The organism is Paenibacillus sp. OK003, from assembly GCF_900109515.1.
In the GTDB taxonomy this organism is placed as follows: domain Bacteria; phylum Bacillota; class Bacilli; order Paenibacillales; family Paenibacillaceae; genus Paenibacillus; species Paenibacillus marchantiae.
Genome location: NZ_FOBD01000008.1, coordinates 66,394 through 84,659 on the forward strand (window position 1 = coordinate 66,394; position 18,266 = coordinate 84,659).

Sequence of the window (18,266 nt, forward strand, 5' to 3'; positions counted from 1 at the left end):
GGATCTGAATTCAAATTCATCTGAACGGAGGTATACCGCTTATGAATTGGTATGGATATGGGCATCCGCTGCCTCTGCGGGTACTCGAAGAAGTCCGTTTCTGGAAAGAGCAAGAGAAGGAACATACGATTGTCATTCGTGCCTTGGTTCCTGATCTTGAACCCTTTTATGTCAAATGGCTTGCGGAATGGGAAGCGATCTTTGAGAATAGCGAACGAGTCGCAAATCAGCTGTTGAAGCAAATACTGCCGGGAACCCAGCCGCCTGCTCCCTACATCATCCGCTGTATTGAACAGCTCGTGGCTGCGGCCTGCACACAATCGCGAGAGTTCATTAGACAGCTGTACGTCCTGCTGGAGCAATGTACTGCTGTTCAGCAGGTGCCGATTGCCAAAGTAGTTATTCTGCATTTCATACGTGAATCCGAGTATTTCCTGGGGGTACTTGAAACGTTGAAACAATCTGGAGCTTTGCGGGAGCTGGAGTCTGATCCCTCTTTTTCACTGGAACATATTCTTCAAACCTCGGGACGACCGGCTGATGCCAACGTACAAGTGGCTTCAACGCCCGTGTCTGATCAGCCCTATCGTGAAGCTCTAGAAGAATCGTCCAATGCTGCGGGAAAAATCAATAACTCCACTCCAGCGGTACAGACACAATCTTCGGCGGCTGTACCGTCCCCCAATGCAAATGCCGAGGGTACAACCAGCTCTTCAGCAGCACCAGTCAAAGAGAAACCTGTACCTATTGGTGGACACACACTGCCCCCCCTACCCTATGCCTACAATGCGCTGGAACCACATATCGACGAGATGACGATGCGCATACACCATGACAAACACCATCAATCCTACGTGGACGGACTGAACACCGCGGAGAAGAAGCTGGCAGAATCGCGGAAAAAGAATAATTTTGAACTCGTCAAACATTGGGAACGCGAACTCGCATTTAACGGTGCAGGCCATTACCTGCATACGATCTTCTGGACAATCATGAATCCTAAAGGTGGAGGTAAGCCTTCCGGTATGCTCGCAGAGCAAATTAAGCGGGATTTTGGCAGCTATGAAGCATTCAAGAATCAATTCACTGAAGCGGCCAACAAAGTGGAGGGCAGCGGCTGGACCATGCTGGTCTGGAGCCCGCGGGCGCACAGATTGGAAATTTTGCAGGCGGAAAAACACCAGAACTTATCCCAGTCCGACATCGTGCCTCTCCTGCCGCTTGATGTATGGGAACACGCCTACTATCTGAAACACCAGAATGAACGCAAAAAATATATCGAGGACTGGTGGAAAGTTGTATACTGGCCAGCTGTGGCGGAACGTTACGAAACTGCACGCAAGCTGTTATGGCCGCCTTATTAGGATTCTCGGGCTAGGCATAGCATCCGGGAGTACTCTGGAGCGCATTGAATCCATGGTGCTATATGTTGATGTAAAAAAAGAGATATCTCCAGCCGAATGACTGAAAGATATCTCTTTGAGTTTGAATACAACCTATTTACTTGCGGATAGAAGCTGCCTCAATCGCTTCATAAGCCCAATGTGTGGCAGGTACATCCGACCACTGTCCTGCCGCATTCGTTTCAGCTTGAAGACCAATCAGCTTATTCAGCATTGTAACAGCTTCAGCGCGGGTTATCGGCTGACTTGGACGGAACGTGCCATCCGTGTATCCGGTAACTACTCCCGCCGAACTTAATTGTTCTACTGCTTGTTGCGCCCAATGCTCGTTCACATCGGTAAATGCTGTCGGCGCAGTAGTCATCTGAGCAGATGTTAATAACGGCTGTAACACGACAGCCATTTCCGCGCGGGTAATCGCTTGATCCGGCTTAAAGCTGCCATCTGTATAGCCTTGAAAAGAACCGGATTGGGCTGCTGCTGATATAGCCGCCTGTGCCCAGTGGCTGGATGTAACATCTGTAAATTCATGACTTCCCTTAAGAGTAGATGTTCCCAGAATACGCGTGATTAATGTTGCCATTTCCGCACGAGTTACGTTACGCTCTGGTCGGAAACTGCTATCCGTGTACCCCTGAATATAAGGTTGTGCTTTCAAGGTGCTGTCTGTCCAGTCTTTGACCTTAACAATGGAGAATGTACTGAATTTGTTTACTTCAATCTCGACGCCTTGCTGATGATCACCGTTTAGGGTAACCTTTTTGCCGTGCACAAGCTCCTTCGTCCCATCACTATGCTCAATATATACACCTAGCTCCTCAGATTTCACACCTACAACCTGATTAGCATCCAAAGGCAATATGAGTGTAACAGGTCTGCTCTGGAGATTCGTTTCGATTGTCATTGGACGTCCGATGATCTGGATATCCGTTGTACCTACAGATTGGATGATCGATTCATTCGCCTGTGCTCTCGTTTGGATCTCTAAACGTTGGGTTTCCTTCTTCACCGGTACTAGACGGAAATAAATATTATCTGTGCGTCCGTTCAAGGAACTCGCCGGAATGATAATCTTCACATTAGGATTGGAAATAACCAGATCCACTCCTTGCTCAGCCAGCATTGCTGACGATTGTGGAGAGAGGTTCAGATCCCACTGCGATACTTCATCTTTTGCGTCTGGAATCAAGACAACCGCTGTGCGGGAGCCTGTCTGTTTCAATTGGTTGATAATGGTTTGCGTTCTACTCTGATCAAGAAGAAGTTCATCCTTAATCGTACCATCTGTTCCTCGAGTACGTTGAATCTCCAAGGAAGCGATCGTTGAAGATTGATCCCCATTCGCTACATCCACTTTGATTACTTCTTTCTGTGGAGCTTGTGGAGTTGTTGGCGTTACAGGAGTAGGAGTAATAACTCCCCCACCTCCCCCATTACCTGGCGTTTCTGGATTGGATGGAGTTATGTTAATCTTCACTGAATTAGAAATTCCATATTCGGATACGCCATCTTCATATACAGCTCTAACAGCGAATATATATTTTTCGCCTTCTCTAAGATCATTAATTTCCCAACTATTATTCAAAATATTAGAAGTAACAAGTACCCATTGTGAAGGATCTACTGGTGCTGACGAACCTTCGTACATATAGACCGAAGCTGATCCGTTCATGATTAGATCCCAAGTTAACGTAACCTTTTTCTCACCTTTTGTTGCCACTACATGCTGTGGTGCAGGAAAGTTCGGGTCTGGGTCTGGATCTGGATTAGATCCACCACCATTATTATTCTCCTCTTGCGGGATCACCACGTTAGATGCAACATAATCTGAATTTTCTTCATCGGAAGCATATGATCTAACTGCAAACACATAAGATTCACCATTCGTCAGCCCACCGATATGTCCATCGATGTAACTGTCCGTCACATTTGTCCACAGATCCGGATCCTTTGGTGCCTCCGTACCTTGGTACATATACACGCGATATTCTAATTCTGGCTCTGTAATCCATTCAATGGCAGCCTGACCATCACCAGGTGTAGCCACTACGTTTTGTGGAAGAGGCGTTGAGTTTGCAAGTGTTTCATATCCCCGACTTCCCATTTCCCAGAGCTGACCATTCGTATCTTCTACCGCCAGGAACATTCGGTACAAGGTGTTCTCTTCCAGTCCTGTAAACAAGAACGATCTTACTTCATTAGCTTCTAGATCAACATAAGATAGATTAGCTAAGGCATGTAATTTAGTATCTTCATCCGACTGCCACCCAATTTCTTCATCAAACAATTGATTGTCAAAATAAAATCTACCAGCTTCATTAAGCTTCACTATAACTTTAGATGTGGACTGAGTAATTGTTCCGCTTGTAGGATATGGATACAAATAATCTATTGTCCGATCAGGCAGAGGTGGAGTCGGCGCAGTCATAAGCTTGGATGAACGCAAGATCGGATACCCATCATTGATCCTGTTACGAGTTGTCCAAACTTCAGCGAAATCCCATCCGCTGTAATTGGATTGTTGTTTCATCTGTTCGGTAAGAACTCCCACTGCGTAGATCGAATTGCTCTGCTGGCTAGTATTACTTTTGTTCAAATCATAATAATTACTGGAGAAGCTTACTTCACCTTCTGGATCATCGAAAGAACCTATGAATGACCCTATGGTCTGCTCATCAATCGGTGAGGATGAATTATCAGGATCAGTGATATCCATAGACGCAGCTACATAATTATTTTGAATATCTATTTTTGCGGAGGCTGATTCATCATATTTTTTCACTTCACCAATCAGTCCGCCAATGGCTTCAGCAGAAAAATCATTATTCCCTGTAGCATGAGATCTCACTGAACCAACCACATAATTGTCTGCAATGGTATGGCTAAGTTCATAATTAAGTTGGCCAATCAAGCCGCCTACCTGGTAGTTACCCGTCACCTGTCCTGAAGCGTAGCTCTGATGAATGAAATTATCATTCGACTCTCCGATCAGTCCACCTATAACCTCATAACCATTCACTGTACCTTCAGCAGCATTTGCAATGATTGTGCCCTTATTACTTTCTCCAAAAAGTCCCCCGAGTGAGTCGCCCTCCTCACCTAAGGCAATTACCGCAACATTAGTGCTGTTATTTATATACTCACTTTCGTCCGATAAACCTGAAATACCGCCTACTCTCATATTCCCTTGTATATTTCCGCTGATATGCACGCCTTCAATGCGTGACTCTCTAATACCTCCTGCAAGCCCACCTACCATCGCATCACCTGTAAAGGATACATTATTTAATATAAGATTTTTAACCTCAGCACCTTGTAATCCGTAGAATAACCCCACAGAATTCTGACTTTCATCCGTCGTTTTCAAACCGGAGATTGAATAACCATTCCCATCGAACCTGCCTGTAAAAGGCATAAGCTCATCTTCTATCATGTCAGCAATTGGAGTCCAAGATCCTCCGTTCAAAAACGTGCTCATGGCTGCTTCAGAAATATCATTCTTCAGCTTGTAATTACCGTTTAAGTCTTCTCTTACGCAATAGAGCTCTTCAGGCGTACGAATGAGCTTCCATTCAACATCATCAGAATCCGTTTCCGTTATTTCATAGCAACTCTTGGCCTGAACGACGCCTAGTTGAAATACAACTGGCACCATACCGAAGACCATAAGGAACGATAATATCACGACCCCTATTCGTCTCAGGAGCCTGACGCGCTTCTGGTGATCCTTTTTTCGCATGTTCGAATCTTCCCTTCTCTTTCTGTTGTAGGAAGATTATACCTATCAGCTCTGAACGGATTCTGAACATTTATCGGCATTTTTCGTGAAAATATGCCTTTTCTCGCGTTTTCGCAAAACCACTTTCAAATGAACATATTTCTTTCCGTGCAATTATTGTTCAGCGAGGCACGCCTGAATCGAATAATCCAAATGCAGATACAAAAAAAGCAAGCCTCTATACTAGAGACTTACTTATCATTTGAGAACCACTGTGCAGAGCGTTTACCTTAAGACGCGCAGCCCTCACAGGCAACATAGTTGTCGCCAACCTGTTTGCTAATTGCGATCAGATCGCCCAGCTTGATATCTTCTTCACCTGTAAATTCAAGATCAGCGATACGTGCAACGATCAGGGCAGCTGCTTCTTCCTTGCTTGTAGCCATTTGGCTGAATTCAGACTTTTCGCCTGTTGAAATGACCTCATATAAGTACGTATATCTTAAAGTTTCCATGTAGGCACTCTCCTTCCGAAATCAAATCATATCATCTCTATTACCCAATTCCAAGTCCAAGCTTGTGAGCCTAATCGTAACGCAGTTTCATCTGCTCAGCCGTCCGTATGACGGCTTCCCGATCCACGGTCAACACACGGCTCGTCTCCGCTTGGGTAAAACGCTGACGCAGTGTACGTACCAGCGAGGCTGTATACGCCGCGGCAGAAGGGACACCTGCCAGTTCCTGCAAACTCGCCATCGTTCCGGGTCGAACATCCGGATACCCTTCGCTGGCACCGTCTGCTGCGTCCTGATAGAACTTACGCACGTCTGCTGCCAGTTGGTCCCCTTGTCCTTCCACGATGATAAAGGCCGTAATGATATAAGCCTTAGCCTGCCTGCGCTGGGCAATACCACAGAATTTCAGTCCACCCACGCTGACATCATAATCGCCAGGACAGAAGGCGCCTTCAATCTCCCCCGTGCGTGCCTGACTCGACCACGGTGTTAGCGATTCAGCAATCAGTGAGGCCATCTCCCGAAAATCATCGTGTATATTGATGGCTCGTCCAGGGTTGGGCAAAATTAAAGAAACGTTAACCACCCCTGGATTCAAGGGAACTGCTGCACCACCGGATGGACGAACGCAGACCGCTGTTCCCTGGCTTCTAATGCGTTCCATCGCTTCTACCGCCTGTGGCAGCCTCCGATCCCGCAGCCCTGCTACAAAGGCATCTGGATGCCGCCATATATGAGCAACGGGCAACTGACCCTCTCCCACCCGGCGGCACATGACTTCTTCCCAAGCAAATGCTTCAAGCACACTGCTCCCGTGCCGCAGCAGCGGTGTCTCCCAAATCTGTAGACGCAATGAATGATCCAGCTGCATCTGCTGCTTTATTCCCGGGGATCCGGGTTGATCTGAATTGGACGGTACACTCATATAAGATAGCCTCCGACTAAACTAATCTGGATGAATTGAAATAATTACGTGATCCTTATGTATCCCCATGAATGCAAAAGTAATATATAAATAAGCCGGTTCCCCAGGGAACACGGCTTATTTATGAAAGCTTCCATTGGCACAAGCATCTATACTGCCATTTCAGATCCAGCAAATTGCCGAATGGAAACAACATGATGGTGCCAAAGGATTCAATGCTTCTGGCTTGTCCATCGAGTGGAATGAGCCGATCTTAATCTTTCATCAGAGACAGGAACTCGGCACGCTGTGCCGGATTGTCACGGAAAGAACCACGTACCGCAGATGTAACCGTCTTACTGCCCGGCTTCTTCACGCCGCGGGAACACATGCACAAGTGCTCGCCTTCCACGACAACCATGACACCGTTCGGCTCTACCGCTTCAGTCAGAATATCGGCAATCTGTGAGGTAATGCGCTCCTGAACCTGCAGGCGGCGGGTAACTGCCTCCACCAGACGGGCCATTTTGCTCAATCCCACAATCTTGCCACTCGGTACATAACCAATGTGCACCTTGCCGAAGAAAGGCGCCATATGGTGTTCACATTGGCTGTAATAGACAATGTCCTTCACAATGACCAGTTCTTCATGATTCTCGTCAAACGTCACTCCAAGTACATCGCGCGGGTCCACTTCATACCCGCCAAAAATCTCTTCATACATCCGGGTTACGCGTGCAGGCGTTTCAAGCAGCCCTTCCCGCGTACTATCCTCACCGATCAATTGCAAGATCTGTTCAATGTGATACTCGATCTTCTCCCGATTGTCGGATACTTTTGAATTCAAATAATCTTTAACGCCAGCCACTGCCGAACGCCTCCTTTCGAACCACATACTCTAAGCAGTCATTCGCTCCAGCATTTTGCAAAATGCTCGCTCACTGCTATTATTTTCGGCGGCCCGAGTTTTTACGCGCAGGATGTTGTTGCGGCTGAGGCATCTTCGCACCAGGCTGCTGGTTCTTCATCATCTGCTGAGCGCGCTGCATTTGCTTGCCATTCAGGTTATACCCCATTTGCTTCGCCATCTTCTGGAGCATGTCGGGATCGCTTTGCATTTTCTCAAGCTGTTTCCGCAAGTAGTATACCCCAATGAAAAATCCTCCGACCAGACCAACAATCAATGTAATAATCGGTATTGCTATTTCCATCTCTTAGACACCTCTGTATGCAATCTAAAAAGCCTGATGATCCGTGTCAGCACATGATGTTAAACGCTCACGATGCAAACATGACACGCACCGGATTTCCTGAAAGTTATCATAGCATTTCCGCACGCCTTGAGCAAACGGATTTTCCAGCTATCTACTGAATTTAACATCCAGAAAACAGATCGAAAACATTCAGTAAATCTCTCAGGAGACATCCGTATACGTTACATCAACACCGCCTCTATGAAAACGGTTGTATGTTGAGCCAGATCCACTTCGATCACATCCAGATCATAACGTGTACTGCCACGTGCTACCCGAATGACCGGCCTGCCGGGCAAACCCCGATGCTGACGTACAATGACTCCGGTCTCTCTGGTAGACAATCGAACTGCTGTTCCATTCGGATAAACGGATACACTCCGGTTGAATTCGATCAGAATGTCACGATCCAGCTTCGTGCCTGACATCGCCATCATCTCTTCACAGGCTTCATGTGGCAGCAACCTTCGACCCGACAGGCCATTGATCAGATTATCATACGTGTTAGCTGCACTGACGATTCTGGCGAACAGATGAATGTCTTTTCCCTTGATCCCTCTCGGCAGTCCCGTACCATCCACATGCTCATGATGCTGCAGAGCCGTATGTGCCACAAGCAGATTGAACTCCCGTTTGGACTTGATCAACTCAAACCCTCTCCACGTGTGATGCAGGGAGGAATTCGCTGCTGAACCGCTGCCGGGCGGCTCCCCCACTTTGCCGATGTCATGTAATAGGGCTCCGACGGCCAGATCCTTGAGCTGCACATAGTTAAGCCCCAGATTCAGACCAATGACAGAAGACAGCAAACATACATTCATGGCGTGAACATACTGTGCGTTATCTTTGGTCCGAATATCTGTGAGCTGGACAAGCAGTTCACGCCCATTCAGAACATCGTTCAACAATTTATCTATGCTGATGGCGACCTTCTTCGGGCTCCAGTCCTTCCCGGAACGAATAGAATCGAGTGTAACACTCATTTCATTAATTACTGCCTTTTTCGTGGCTTCATCCAGAATGTCTTCTGTATCCACATCTTTATACGCTTCATCCTGGATGTACAGCATGGTCACGCCAATACGCTTCAGCGTATTGACCATAAATACGGTGAGCTGGACTCCGGCAGACAGCAATACCGTGCCATTGCCGGAATATATGGTTTTCCCCAGAAGCTCCCCCGCCTCCACACTCTCCACGTTAACATACTTCATGAACGTCCCCCGCTCTTACGCTTGCTGTTCCAATGTGAGCAATTGCTCTTTGGTTTGCAGCCCGCCTACATAACCCACCAGGGTTCCGTCTTTACCGCTGATGCGGTGACAGGGAATAATAATCGGAATCGGATTTTTACTAATGGCATCCAGAACTGCTCGAACAGCTTTGGGTCTGCCGATGATTTCCGCAACCTGTTGGTGTGTTGAGGCCTCTCCATAAGATATATCGGACAGAACTTGCCATACTTGTAGCTGGAATGGTGTTCCAAACAAATCGAGCTTCAGTTCAAACGCTTTTCGTTCTCCTGCAAAATACTGCTTCAACTGCTGTGCAGCTTCACTCAGCTTCTCTTCATTTTTCTCATATCGATATTCGCCAATCCATGTACGGGCCCATTGTTGCAGATGCGCCTCGCGCACATGGAATGCACCGAAATCAATGTGACACAGGCCCTTATCCGTGGCACAGAGCGTTAGTGTGCCGATCGGTGTCAGCACCTCATCGTAATATACCGGCGTACCATGAAGACCTGTTACGGCTGATGGTTTCCATGCTGCAGCTTCCGGTTTGGCAGGCTCTGTCGTCTGCCCACTTTCCTGTTCGGGTGCCTTATTCTGTTCCTTCTGATCCTCAGGCTTATCGTTGCTCTTTAGCTCTGCCTGAGGCTTATCGGGTAAGGTCTCGGACGAACTCAGTCGTTCCTTGGCCTTCTGCAGCATGCTTAGCACGTTCCCATCTTGTTCGTTAGCGGCAGCTTCCCCAATGGCTCTCATTGCGTCTTCTCCTCCAATTCTGCTCAGCGCCCAAGCTGCAGTTCCCCGCAGCTCGGGACGCGGATCACGCTTCAGTACCTCCGTTAGTTTCGGTACAGCGGTTTTGTCTTTGAAATTGCCGAGGGCAATTACGGCGTTGCGCTGGATTGGCTTCTTGCCCCGCCAAGCGGCGGAGCTTTGGCCAAATCGCTCTTTGAATTCACGGTTACCGATGTCAAGCAGCGGTATCAGCAAAGGTTTTACTATCTCCGGATCGGGATGGAACTCAGGATGGTGGTCCCAGTTTTTACCCCGATTCTTCGGACAGACAATCTGACAGGTATCACAACCGTACAGACGGTTGCCAATTTTCAGCATAAACTCTTCATCCACGAAGCCTTTCGTCTGGGTCACAAATGAAATGCAGCGCTGTGCATTCAGTTGTCCCGGCCCCACTAATGCTCCTGTTGGACAGGCATCAATACACTTCGTACATTCACCACAATCCTCGGTCACCGGGTTATCTGGCTGAAACGGAATATTCGTGACCAGTTCGCCGAGAAAGATCCATGAACCGAATTTGGGCGATATAATGGCACAGTTCTTGGCACTGAATCCTATCCCCGCACGCTGGGAAACAGCACGGTCCACCAACGCCCCCGTGTCTACCATACTCTCAATCATGGCTTCAGGTACGCGCTCACGTATAAAGTTAACCAGCTTGTCCATCGCTGCACGCAGGACTTGGTGATAATCCTGCCCCCAGGCGGAACGAGCCAGAATACCACGGTATGCACCGGGCTCCGACTTTGGCGGATTGACCATCTTCGATGGATAAGCCACGGCAATGGCAATGAGCGAAGCAGGCTCTCCATCTTTTAGTTCGGGACGCACCCTTTTCTCAATATCAGGCTCCTCAAATCCGGACTCGAATCCTTTCGCCCGATGTTGCTCCAGAATGGATTTCAAGGTCACGAATGGTTCTGCCGAAGCGAATCCTATATCATCAATACCCATCTCGGGAGCAGCTGCCTTAATCTCTTGTTTTAACTTCTCCCATACAGCTGCTGCCTTTGCTGCTCCGGTCTGTACACTCGTCATATCTATTCCCTCTCTTCTTCCACGCTAATTCCGTAAATAGTGAACGCCCGCCTCAGGTGGGAGGACAGGCGCTGATTTCGATATACAAGTCGGACATACCGGAGCTAGAAAGAAACCGAGTCTATATCGTTTAACGCAAAATGCAGCGTGAAGTTGTTGTCCTTGTCCTGCTAACATTTTACAGTTTTTTAATTTCCGAGAACGGCCAAAAAATAAACTCCGCCCTGCCTACAATTTCACTGGATGTAATGCTGCCAAACACACGGCTATCCTTGCTCTTGCCTTCATGACGGTTATCTCCCATCACAAAGTAATGATCCGCTTCCAGCGTAATCGGTCCAAAATCAGGGTCCTGAACCTCCGTATCCGTGTACGTTTCCGCTTGCTGCTCCCCATTCACGAACAGATGATGATCCCGTACTTCAACCGTATCACCGGGAAGTCCGACAATCCGTTTGACCAGAAAATCTTTTTTCTCCACACCTTCGCTTGGATCACGAAGTACAATAACATCCGATCGGGACGGTGTCCCAAAGTCGTATACAATTTTATTCACAAACAAACGGTCCTGCTCAACCAGCGTGGGCTGCATCGATTGACCTTTGACCATCGAAAGATTAAATACAAACAGGTTCAACAGCATCATGATTACAAAAGCAATCACTATCGTTTTCACCCAGTCCCAAAGCTCTGCACCCCAGGATTTTCCCGGTTGATCAGGCACTCCCGGACTGTTTCGTTCCTTGGAAGCCACATGCTCCGTTGAAAGATTGTTGGAGTTCAAAAAGACACCTCATTTACAAAATTGTAAAGAAAAACGTCGATCGACATACTTTCAAGGATGACAGACCGTGTATAGTGAACGTTTTTCTTGAAATATTAAGAAGCTGGCTTTCCGTGCATATATGTTCTGATATTACCAAAATCGAGTGATCATAATCCTTTAATTCTACTTCATTTGCAAGGGTGAAACAATTGGTTATGAGCACCAACACAACTTGAAGGGTGAATAACAACGGGATTAAAACAGTTAAACCAGGGATTAAGTTAAATGAAATGGCGTTCAGAAGTGGCGAAAAAAGGGGAATAATCGGTGAATAGCACCCATATAAATAGAAAGGCATATCCCTCACGTTGTTACACGCTGAAAGATACGCCTAATATAAAATGAAAATCTGTTTATATTTCTTTTTAACCATGCAAACTAAGCTTTGGACAAGATACTAAGTTTCTGGAAAGCGCTCATAATCTGATTGGCACCGTAACCCATTGCTTCATAAAGAGGCATGGCCACTTTGTTGTGCTCATCACCCGCCACCCATATTTGACTGACTTTACGCTGCTGGAACCTTTGTTCCATGGCCTCGACAAGTTTTTTGCCGACTCCGCGGCGACGATAGTCTGGATGGACCGCAATACGATAGATGCATCCCTGGTTGTGGTCAATCGTACCAATCAAAGCGCCGACGAGGTCTCCCTCTTCTTCCGCAACCATGATCAGGTCAGAATCCCATGACAATTGACGGGCAAACGGGCCCATCGTGTTCTCATAACACTCTTCCGATAGTGCAACCTGGAGAAGCTCTGTCATCTGGCTTGCATCACTCAACTGAAAGGAACGAACGTGCATGTCTTAAATCTCCCTTTTCGTTAGCTTAGATGAGGTTTTACAAAAAGGGGCTCCCCTTTTTACCAAAAACCCAATGTTCATATAATGACAAAAAACGAGAAAATACCGCTTCTTCGTCAATTAAACCATACTTTACGCCATAAAACACGCATTTTCTTTTGAAAGCGCTTAATTGTAACCGTTTACATCCGAACATTAAACTTTTCGTCTATTTAAACACCTAAAATCACATAAATAGTTTCATAATGGGTAAAATATGTTTGTTATCTCTGACCCATGAATGGATTAACATCTGGGGGGACTTAATAAACAAAAATGTTGCTTAATTAGCCCGAATGCGGTTTAATATTAGTGACAAGGGTATTATTACATAGGTACCTGGGCAATTTGCATAAATCCTGTGAGCGACTTTCACTCAGCAAGATATAGATCGAAGTAAACCTATTCGTCTAGAACTTGTCCCGGAAGCGATTCGAATTGAATTATGCAAAATGCTGACCTACAAAAATTCAAAAATCTCAGGAGGTATTTCACTATGACTTTTCAATTACCAGCACTTCCTTACGCTAACGACGCACTGGAACCACATATCGATGCGCAAACGATGGAAATCCACCACGATCGCCATCACAATACTTACGTAACGAACCTGAACGCAGCTCTGGAAAGCGCTCCTGAACTGCAAGGTAAAAGCTTGGAAGATCTGATTGCTAACCTCGACAGCGTACCTGAAGGTATCCGCACAGCGGTTCGCAACAATGGTGGCGGACATGCTAACCACAGCCTGTTCTGGGAAATCATCGGACCTAACGGCGGCGGCGCACCTACTGGCGACATCGCAGCAGCAATCGATAGCGAACTGGGTGGCTTTGACAAATTCAAAGAAGATTTTGCAAAAGCAGCTACAACTCGTTTCGGTTCCGGTTGGGCTTGGCTCGTAGTTGGTAAAGATGGCAAATTGTCCATCACTAGCACACCTAACCAAGACAGCCCTCTCTTCGAAGGTCTGACTCCGGTTCTGGGTCTGGATGTATGGGAGCACGCTTACTACCTGAAATATCAAAACAAACGCCCTGACTACATCGGTGCTTTCTGGAATGTAATCAACTGGGACGAAGTAAACAAACGTTACGCTGCAGCGAAATAAGACTGCTGGCATGCAACAGTTAACATAAAAGAGAGCCTGATTCGGTCATCGTGACCGTGATCAGGCTCTCTTTTTGCTATAGTTATAGTTAATGGGTGTTTTGTTTCTAACGAATCAAGGACACGCTATTGATCCATATTTCATCGTATCGCAAACCTAATGAATCTCAGAGTAGCTATTTCCCCAAATACGGGCTTTGATACGCACTTTTGGATTGATTTGGCTATGATAACGTCACTCAGGTTCGTTAGAATTTAACAATTGTGGTTTATCCACATGATAAAACTTCTGGAGTTCGTTAGCTCCCCATTTAATCATTCACTTGATTATACGCACCGGCAAAATAACTGCTGATCAGCTTCAGGAATATGTTCGGGAATGCCATCTTGTCCATATCTTCCGGACCAATCCAGCGATAAGTCAGGCCATCGCCTTTACCTATCAGTGTCAGCGTGCTCAGCGCCTGGTCACTAACGTCAGATGGTGCGAGCAGCTCTCCATCGTTAAGCGATGTTGAGATGTTCTGTGCATGAGGAGTGCCCAGCTCCGATGAATGCGATGTGGCTGACTCAGGTGACACAGCTGATGATGCGGCTGTGCCCTCCCTTGTTGCCGCCTGTGCATCGTAGGCGGCTCTGGCTTCCGCAGCGATCAGCGGAAGCTCGTTACTCTGGTCCTGCTCGGTACACTTGTACACCTGCAGGCTCCAGACAATGTGGCTGAACACATGCTCCGCATGGGTAGCCAGCCCTTCCGGGCGGGCAGCGAAGCCTTCCGCCCACAGACTGCCGGCCAGCAAAGCCATGGCCGGCTCATCTGCCAGCGGCCCCGCCGCCTTGCCGGCTGCGGCGGGCGCCGCCAGCACATGCGGCAGCTCCCACATACGGGCCAATAGGCCCGTCGCTGGGCGCTGGCGCACAAGCACACGGCCGCGATGAGCACCGCGGCCCTCCACAATGGCGACCAGCCGCTGCTCAGGGCGCGGCGGCTTCGCCTTGGTCTTGACCGGCAGCGTAAGCTCTCGTCCGGCGATGCGGCCGGAACATCGCTCCATGACCGGGCAAGTTAGGCAGTGCGGCGCTTTGGGCGTGCACACCAGCGCGCCAAGCTCCATCAGCGCCTGATTGAAATCACGCGCACGCCCTTCCGGAATGAGCTCTCCTGCGAGCTCTTCCATCAACACCCGGGTGCTGCCCTTCATAATGTCCTCATCAATGAGGAAGTATCGGGACAGGACCCGCATCACATTGCCATCCACCGCTGGCTGCGGCTGGTTGAAGGCAATGCTGAGAATGGCCCCGGCTGTATACGGGCCCACCCCTTTTAACGCAAAGACTGCCTGCTTGTCCTGCGGCATCTCCCCACCGTGCAGCTCCATGACTTGTCTGGCTGCTGCCTGAAGATTGCGGGCACGCGAATAATATCCGAGTCCCTCCCAATTTTTCAAGACCTCTTCTTCCGGTGCTTCAGCCAGAGCCTGTACAGTCGGAAAATTCCCAATAAAACGGTTGAAATACGGGATCACCGTATCCACCCGAGTCTGTTGCAGCATAATTTCCGATACCCACGTGAAATAAGGATTGTTGTGGCGACGCCACGGCAAATCCCGTCTGTTGACCATATACCAATCCAGCAAATTCACGCTGAAATGTAGTTTCTGTTCCAATAAACCCATATTCCCGTCCTCTCCTGTTACCATGCTTACATTCTTCACACGTTCTCCCACATTGTTACTGTTCAGATTCAGGCAATGTCTTCCCCATCTGCTCTACAATAGCAAAGGCCGCAGCCAGCTCCGTCTGGTGCGTAATACTCAAATGAATATCATACTGCTTGCCGTATGGCAATTGCAGTCGTTCCCATGCTTCATCAGACAGTGTGGCAACGGGACGTCCTTTCGCATCAGGCAGCACTTCAATGTCGGTAAAACTCATCATGCTCCCAATGCCGCTGCCAAATGCCTTGGATACCGCTTCCTTTGCTGCGAATCGGCCGGATACAAACTCTACCATCCGTTTTCCCCGATGATCCGCAATCTCCCGCTCTGCATGCGTCAAAATCCGCTTCATAAACGCTTCGGCATGTTGACCTGACAACAGCCTGCGCATACGCCCAATCTCCAGTATGTCGTTTCCAATGCCATATATCATCAACGCTTCACCCGCTTAACCTTTTATGCTGTTAACGATCTCCATTCGGTCATCTGATCCGTATCTTATCCGAACACGTATTCTATTGTAGCAGGAGGCGCGCACGGATGCGAGTACCTTCGTCCACATTACCATTTATGTTAAAATATGAATCAGGAATAGATGAAACTTTAGGAGGAATAGATATGTCTACAGCATTTGAACTGCCTGCTGGCGGAGATGCCGTCATTCGCGGAAATATATTCACCGCACGGCGACCCGCCCAAGGAATCATTATCCTGGCTCACGGTTACAAAGGCTTCAAAGACTGGGGCATGTTCCCCTACGCTGCATCGCAGCTAAGCGAGAACTATCACGTCCTGACCTTCAATTTCTCTCACAACGGAGTTGGAGAAGATCTGGAGCAATTTTCTGAACTTGAAAAGTTTGCAGTCAATACGTACAGCCGGGAGCTTGCCGACTTGGCAACACTGCTTGATTATGTGTCCACACAGCGTGAACTTAACGAACTGCCGGTATTTCTACTTGGACATAGCCGAGGTGCAGGCGTAAGCCTCGTGTACGCGCTGGATCACCCCGAACAGATTGCAGGCGTACTCTCCTGGAACGGTGTAACGAACCTGGATCTCTTTACCCCGGAGCAAAAAGAAGAAATGCGCACACAGGGCCGCAGCCATGTCACGAACGGGCGAACCGGTCAGCAGATGCCTCTGGACATGTCCATTCTGGAAGACCTGGACAAGCATAAGGAGCGTTACGCCATCATTGATCGCTTGGCTTCTTCCCCTCTGCGTGTGGCACTTATTCAAGGAACAGAGGATGGCACACGGCTGCGTGACGGCTCGGCCGCACTGGTCCAAGCTCGCCCGGATATCCCGTGGCACCAGATCCCCGGGGGAAATCATACTTTTAACACTGTGCATCCATTCAAAGAATCGACACCGCAGCTTGAGCAGGCGATCGCCGAAACACTTCGCCAGATTGAAATATGGACTATCTAGTCCTGCATAACAAAAAGAGTCGCTGCCTTATGCAGTGACTCTTTGCTGTTCAGATGCTTGCATTGCCCATATCATAGCATGCTTGCAAACCATATTAGATGCCAGGAATGGCATTGCGTTTGTGATGGGTACGCGTGTAGAATGCTTCCAGACGTTCCTGTGCAGCTGGATCAATCTGTTTGCCTTCCAGATAGTCACTGTTCGCTTCATACGAAATGCCCAGTTCATCTTCATCGGTCTGGCCTTCCCAGAGTCCTGCTGATGGGGCCTTGTCCAAAATGGCCTGTGGCACGTTCAAATACGCAGCCAGCTGACGCACTTGACGTTTGTTCAGGCTGCTCAGTGGTGTAATATCCACGGCGCCGTCACCCCATTTGGTGTAAAAGCCCGTGATGGCTTCAGAGGCATGGTCAGTTCCGACAACCAGCAGGTTTTCCTCAAAGGACAGAGCATATTGCATCACCATACGGGTTCTCGCTTTCACGTTCCCTTTGCCTTGGTGAGTCATATGACGCGGGCTGCCCATGGATTTGAATCCTTGCTCCACTTCCAGTGCGATCTCGTTAACTGCATCTTCGATGTTGGTTTCTACTACATGCTTCAGGTCATAGGCTTTTGCCACAGCATAGCTGTGGTCAATGTCCGATTGTTCACCGTAAGGTTGGAATACACCCAGCGTTTTGTATTCCTTATTCTCTTCTGCTGTAAGCTCATCCGTTGCTTTTTTGCAAAGCGCCGTAGCTACAGCACTGTCAATCCCGCCACTGATTGCAATTAGCAATCCTTTGGAATTGGCATTTTTCACATAGGTTTTGAGAAAGTCAACGCGCTTGCGCACTTCCTCTTCTTCATTAATACTTGGTTTAACCTTCAATTCAGCGATGATCTGTTGTTGCAAACTCATCGTACACACACCCCGTTTCTAAATTAATGAAATTTGATGTCCACTTTGAAAGGTCCGAATGGTTCAATAACCAAAATGAAACGCCCCGGCATCGGTCATCCGAAGGGCGGGGCGCACTTTGAGCTAATTAACGGCAGAAACGGTCAAACGCACTTGTGAGCTCAGCCGCAATTTCCTCCGCAGAACGGTCTTCCACTTGATGACGCTCAATAAAGTGAACGAGTTCTCCGTCTTTCATCAGAGCGATGGAAGGTGAGGATGGAGGATACGGTGCAAAGTATTCACGAGCTTTCGCTGTAGCTTCTTTGTCCTGACCGGCAAATACCGTGTACAGGTGGTCTGGTGTAATATCATGCTGGAGTGCTTGGGATACACCTGGGCGGCATTGACCTGCGGCACATCCGCAAACCGAGTTAATGACAACCAGAGCGGTACCTTTGGCATCCGGCAAACTTGCTTCAACTTCTTCTGGAGTACGCAGCTCCTGAATTCCCAAACGAGTCAGATCATCCCGCATCGGTTGAACCATATCTTTCATGTATTGATCAAATGACATAGACATTCGGTTTC

Annotated in this window: 16 protein-coding genes; 3 read left to right on the forward strand and 13 right to left on the reverse strand. The window is 48.1% G+C overall.

The window, feature by feature from the left end:
* Window positions 1-41 precede the first annotated feature (41 nt).
* On the forward strand, window positions 42-1,364 hold the full coding sequence (locus BMW94_RS13865) for a Fe-Mn family superoxide dismutase (protein WP_090999197.1): 1,323 nt from the start codon (window positions 42-44) through the stop codon (window positions 1,362-1,364).
* A 136-nt stretch (window positions 1,365-1,500) separates the two neighbouring features.
* Here the strand turns inward: BMW94_RS13865 and BMW94_RS13870 are convergent, their stop codons facing one another.
* From BMW94_RS13870 to BMW94_RS13910, 9 genes are all read right to left on the reverse strand, one after another.
* Entirely contained in the window at window positions 1,501-5,142 is a 3,642-nt protein-coding gene (locus tag BMW94_RS13870; protein WP_090999199.1) for an S-layer homology domain-containing protein, read from the reverse strand.
* Between the two features lie 269 nt (window positions 5,143-5,411).
* Window positions 5,412-5,636: a hypothetical protein gene (locus BMW94_RS13875; RefSeq protein ID WP_053779639.1), complete on the reverse strand. Its 225-nt coding sequence runs from the start codon at window positions 5,634-5,636 to the stop codon at window positions 5,412-5,414.
* 70 nt (window positions 5,637-5,706) lie between these two features.
* Entirely contained in the window at window positions 5,707-6,561 is an 855-nt protein-coding gene (locus BMW94_RS13880) for a lipoate--protein ligase family protein (protein WP_090999201.1), read from the reverse strand.
* A gap of 253 nt (window positions 6,562-6,814) precedes the next feature.
* Window positions 6,815-7,408 (reverse strand): GTP cyclohydrolase I FolE, encoded by a 594-nt coding sequence (gene folE / locus BMW94_RS13885; RefSeq protein ID WP_063568443.1) that lies wholly within the window; start codon window positions 7,406-7,408, stop codon window positions 6,815-6,817.
* A 79-nt stretch (window positions 7,409-7,487) separates the two neighbouring features.
* Window positions 7,488-7,751 carry a YneF family protein gene (locus tag BMW94_RS13890; RefSeq protein ID WP_076290490.1) on the reverse strand — a complete coding sequence of 88 codons (264 nt, stop codon included), beginning with the start codon at window positions 7,749-7,751 and terminating at the stop codon, window positions 7,488-7,490.
* Window positions 7,752-7,975: 224 nt separating this feature from the next.
* Window positions 7,976-9,007, reverse strand: coding sequence for an HD-GYP domain-containing protein (locus BMW94_RS13895; RefSeq protein WP_090999203.1), 1,032 nt, complete (start codon window positions 9,005-9,007; stop codon window positions 7,976-7,978).
* A gap of 15 nt (window positions 9,008-9,022) precedes the next feature.
* Window positions 9,023-10,864 (reverse strand): tRNA epoxyqueuosine(34) reductase QueG, encoded by a 1,842-nt coding sequence (queG, locus tag BMW94_RS13900; RefSeq protein WP_090999204.1) that lies wholly within the window; start codon window positions 10,862-10,864, stop codon window positions 9,023-9,025.
* A gap of 178 nt (window positions 10,865-11,042) precedes the next feature.
* Window positions 11,043-11,588 (reverse strand): signal peptidase I, encoded by a 546-nt coding sequence (gene lepB, locus BMW94_RS13905; RefSeq protein WP_254790243.1) that lies wholly within the window; start codon window positions 11,586-11,588, stop codon window positions 11,043-11,045.
* Window positions 11,589-12,068: 480 nt separating this feature from the next.
* A complete protein-coding gene (locus BMW94_RS13910) occupies window positions 12,069-12,494 on the reverse strand; it encodes a GNAT family N-acetyltransferase (RefSeq protein ID WP_024632996.1) in 426 nt (141 codons plus the stop codon).
* A 535-nt stretch (window positions 12,495-13,029) separates the two neighbouring features.
* Between BMW94_RS13910 and BMW94_RS13915 the strand changes: the two genes are divergently transcribed.
* On the forward strand, window positions 13,030-13,641 hold the full coding sequence (locus tag BMW94_RS13915) for a superoxide dismutase (RefSeq protein WP_024632995.1): 612 nt from the start codon (window positions 13,030-13,032) through the stop codon (window positions 13,639-13,641).
* A 310-nt stretch (window positions 13,642-13,951) separates the two neighbouring features.
* On the opposite strand, the gene mutY is transcribed toward BMW94_RS13915, so the two are convergent.
* Both mutY and acpS read right to left on the reverse strand, forming a co-directional pair.
* Window positions 13,952-15,316, reverse strand: coding sequence for an A/G-specific adenine glycosylase (gene mutY, locus BMW94_RS13920; RefSeq protein WP_090999207.1), 1,365 nt, complete (start codon window positions 15,314-15,316; stop codon window positions 13,952-13,954).
* A 55-nt stretch (window positions 15,317-15,371) separates the two neighbouring features.
* Complete coding sequence (gene acpS, locus BMW94_RS13925; protein ID WP_090999209.1) at window positions 15,372-15,791, reverse strand: holo-ACP synthase; 420 nt, start codon at window positions 15,789-15,791, stop codon at window positions 15,372-15,374.
* A gap of 185 nt (window positions 15,792-15,976) precedes the next feature.
* Between acpS and BMW94_RS13930 the strand changes: the two genes are divergently transcribed.
* Window positions 15,977-16,792 carry an alpha/beta hydrolase family protein gene (locus BMW94_RS13930; protein WP_090999211.1) on the forward strand — a complete coding sequence of 272 codons (816 nt, stop codon included), beginning with the start codon at window positions 15,977-15,979 and terminating at the stop codon, window positions 16,790-16,792.
* A 94-nt stretch (window positions 16,793-16,886) separates the two neighbouring features.
* Here BMW94_RS13930 and nadE read toward each other — a convergent pair whose 3' ends face one another.
* Both nadE and BMW94_RS13940 read right to left on the reverse strand, forming a co-directional pair.
* Window positions 16,887-17,696, reverse strand: a complete 810-nt coding sequence (nadE, locus tag BMW94_RS13935; protein ID WP_063567821.1) for an ammonia-dependent NAD(+) synthetase — start codon at window positions 17,694-17,696, stop codon at window positions 16,887-16,889.
* A 127-nt stretch (window positions 17,697-17,823) separates the two neighbouring features.
* The gene (locus tag BMW94_RS13940; RefSeq protein WP_090904280.1) at window positions 17,824-18,258 is read right to left on the reverse strand and encodes a BrxA/BrxB family bacilliredoxin; all 435 of its coding nucleotides are present in this window, start codon (window positions 18,256-18,258) and stop codon (window positions 17,824-17,826) included.
* Between the last annotated feature and the right edge of the window lie 8 nt (window positions 18,259-18,266).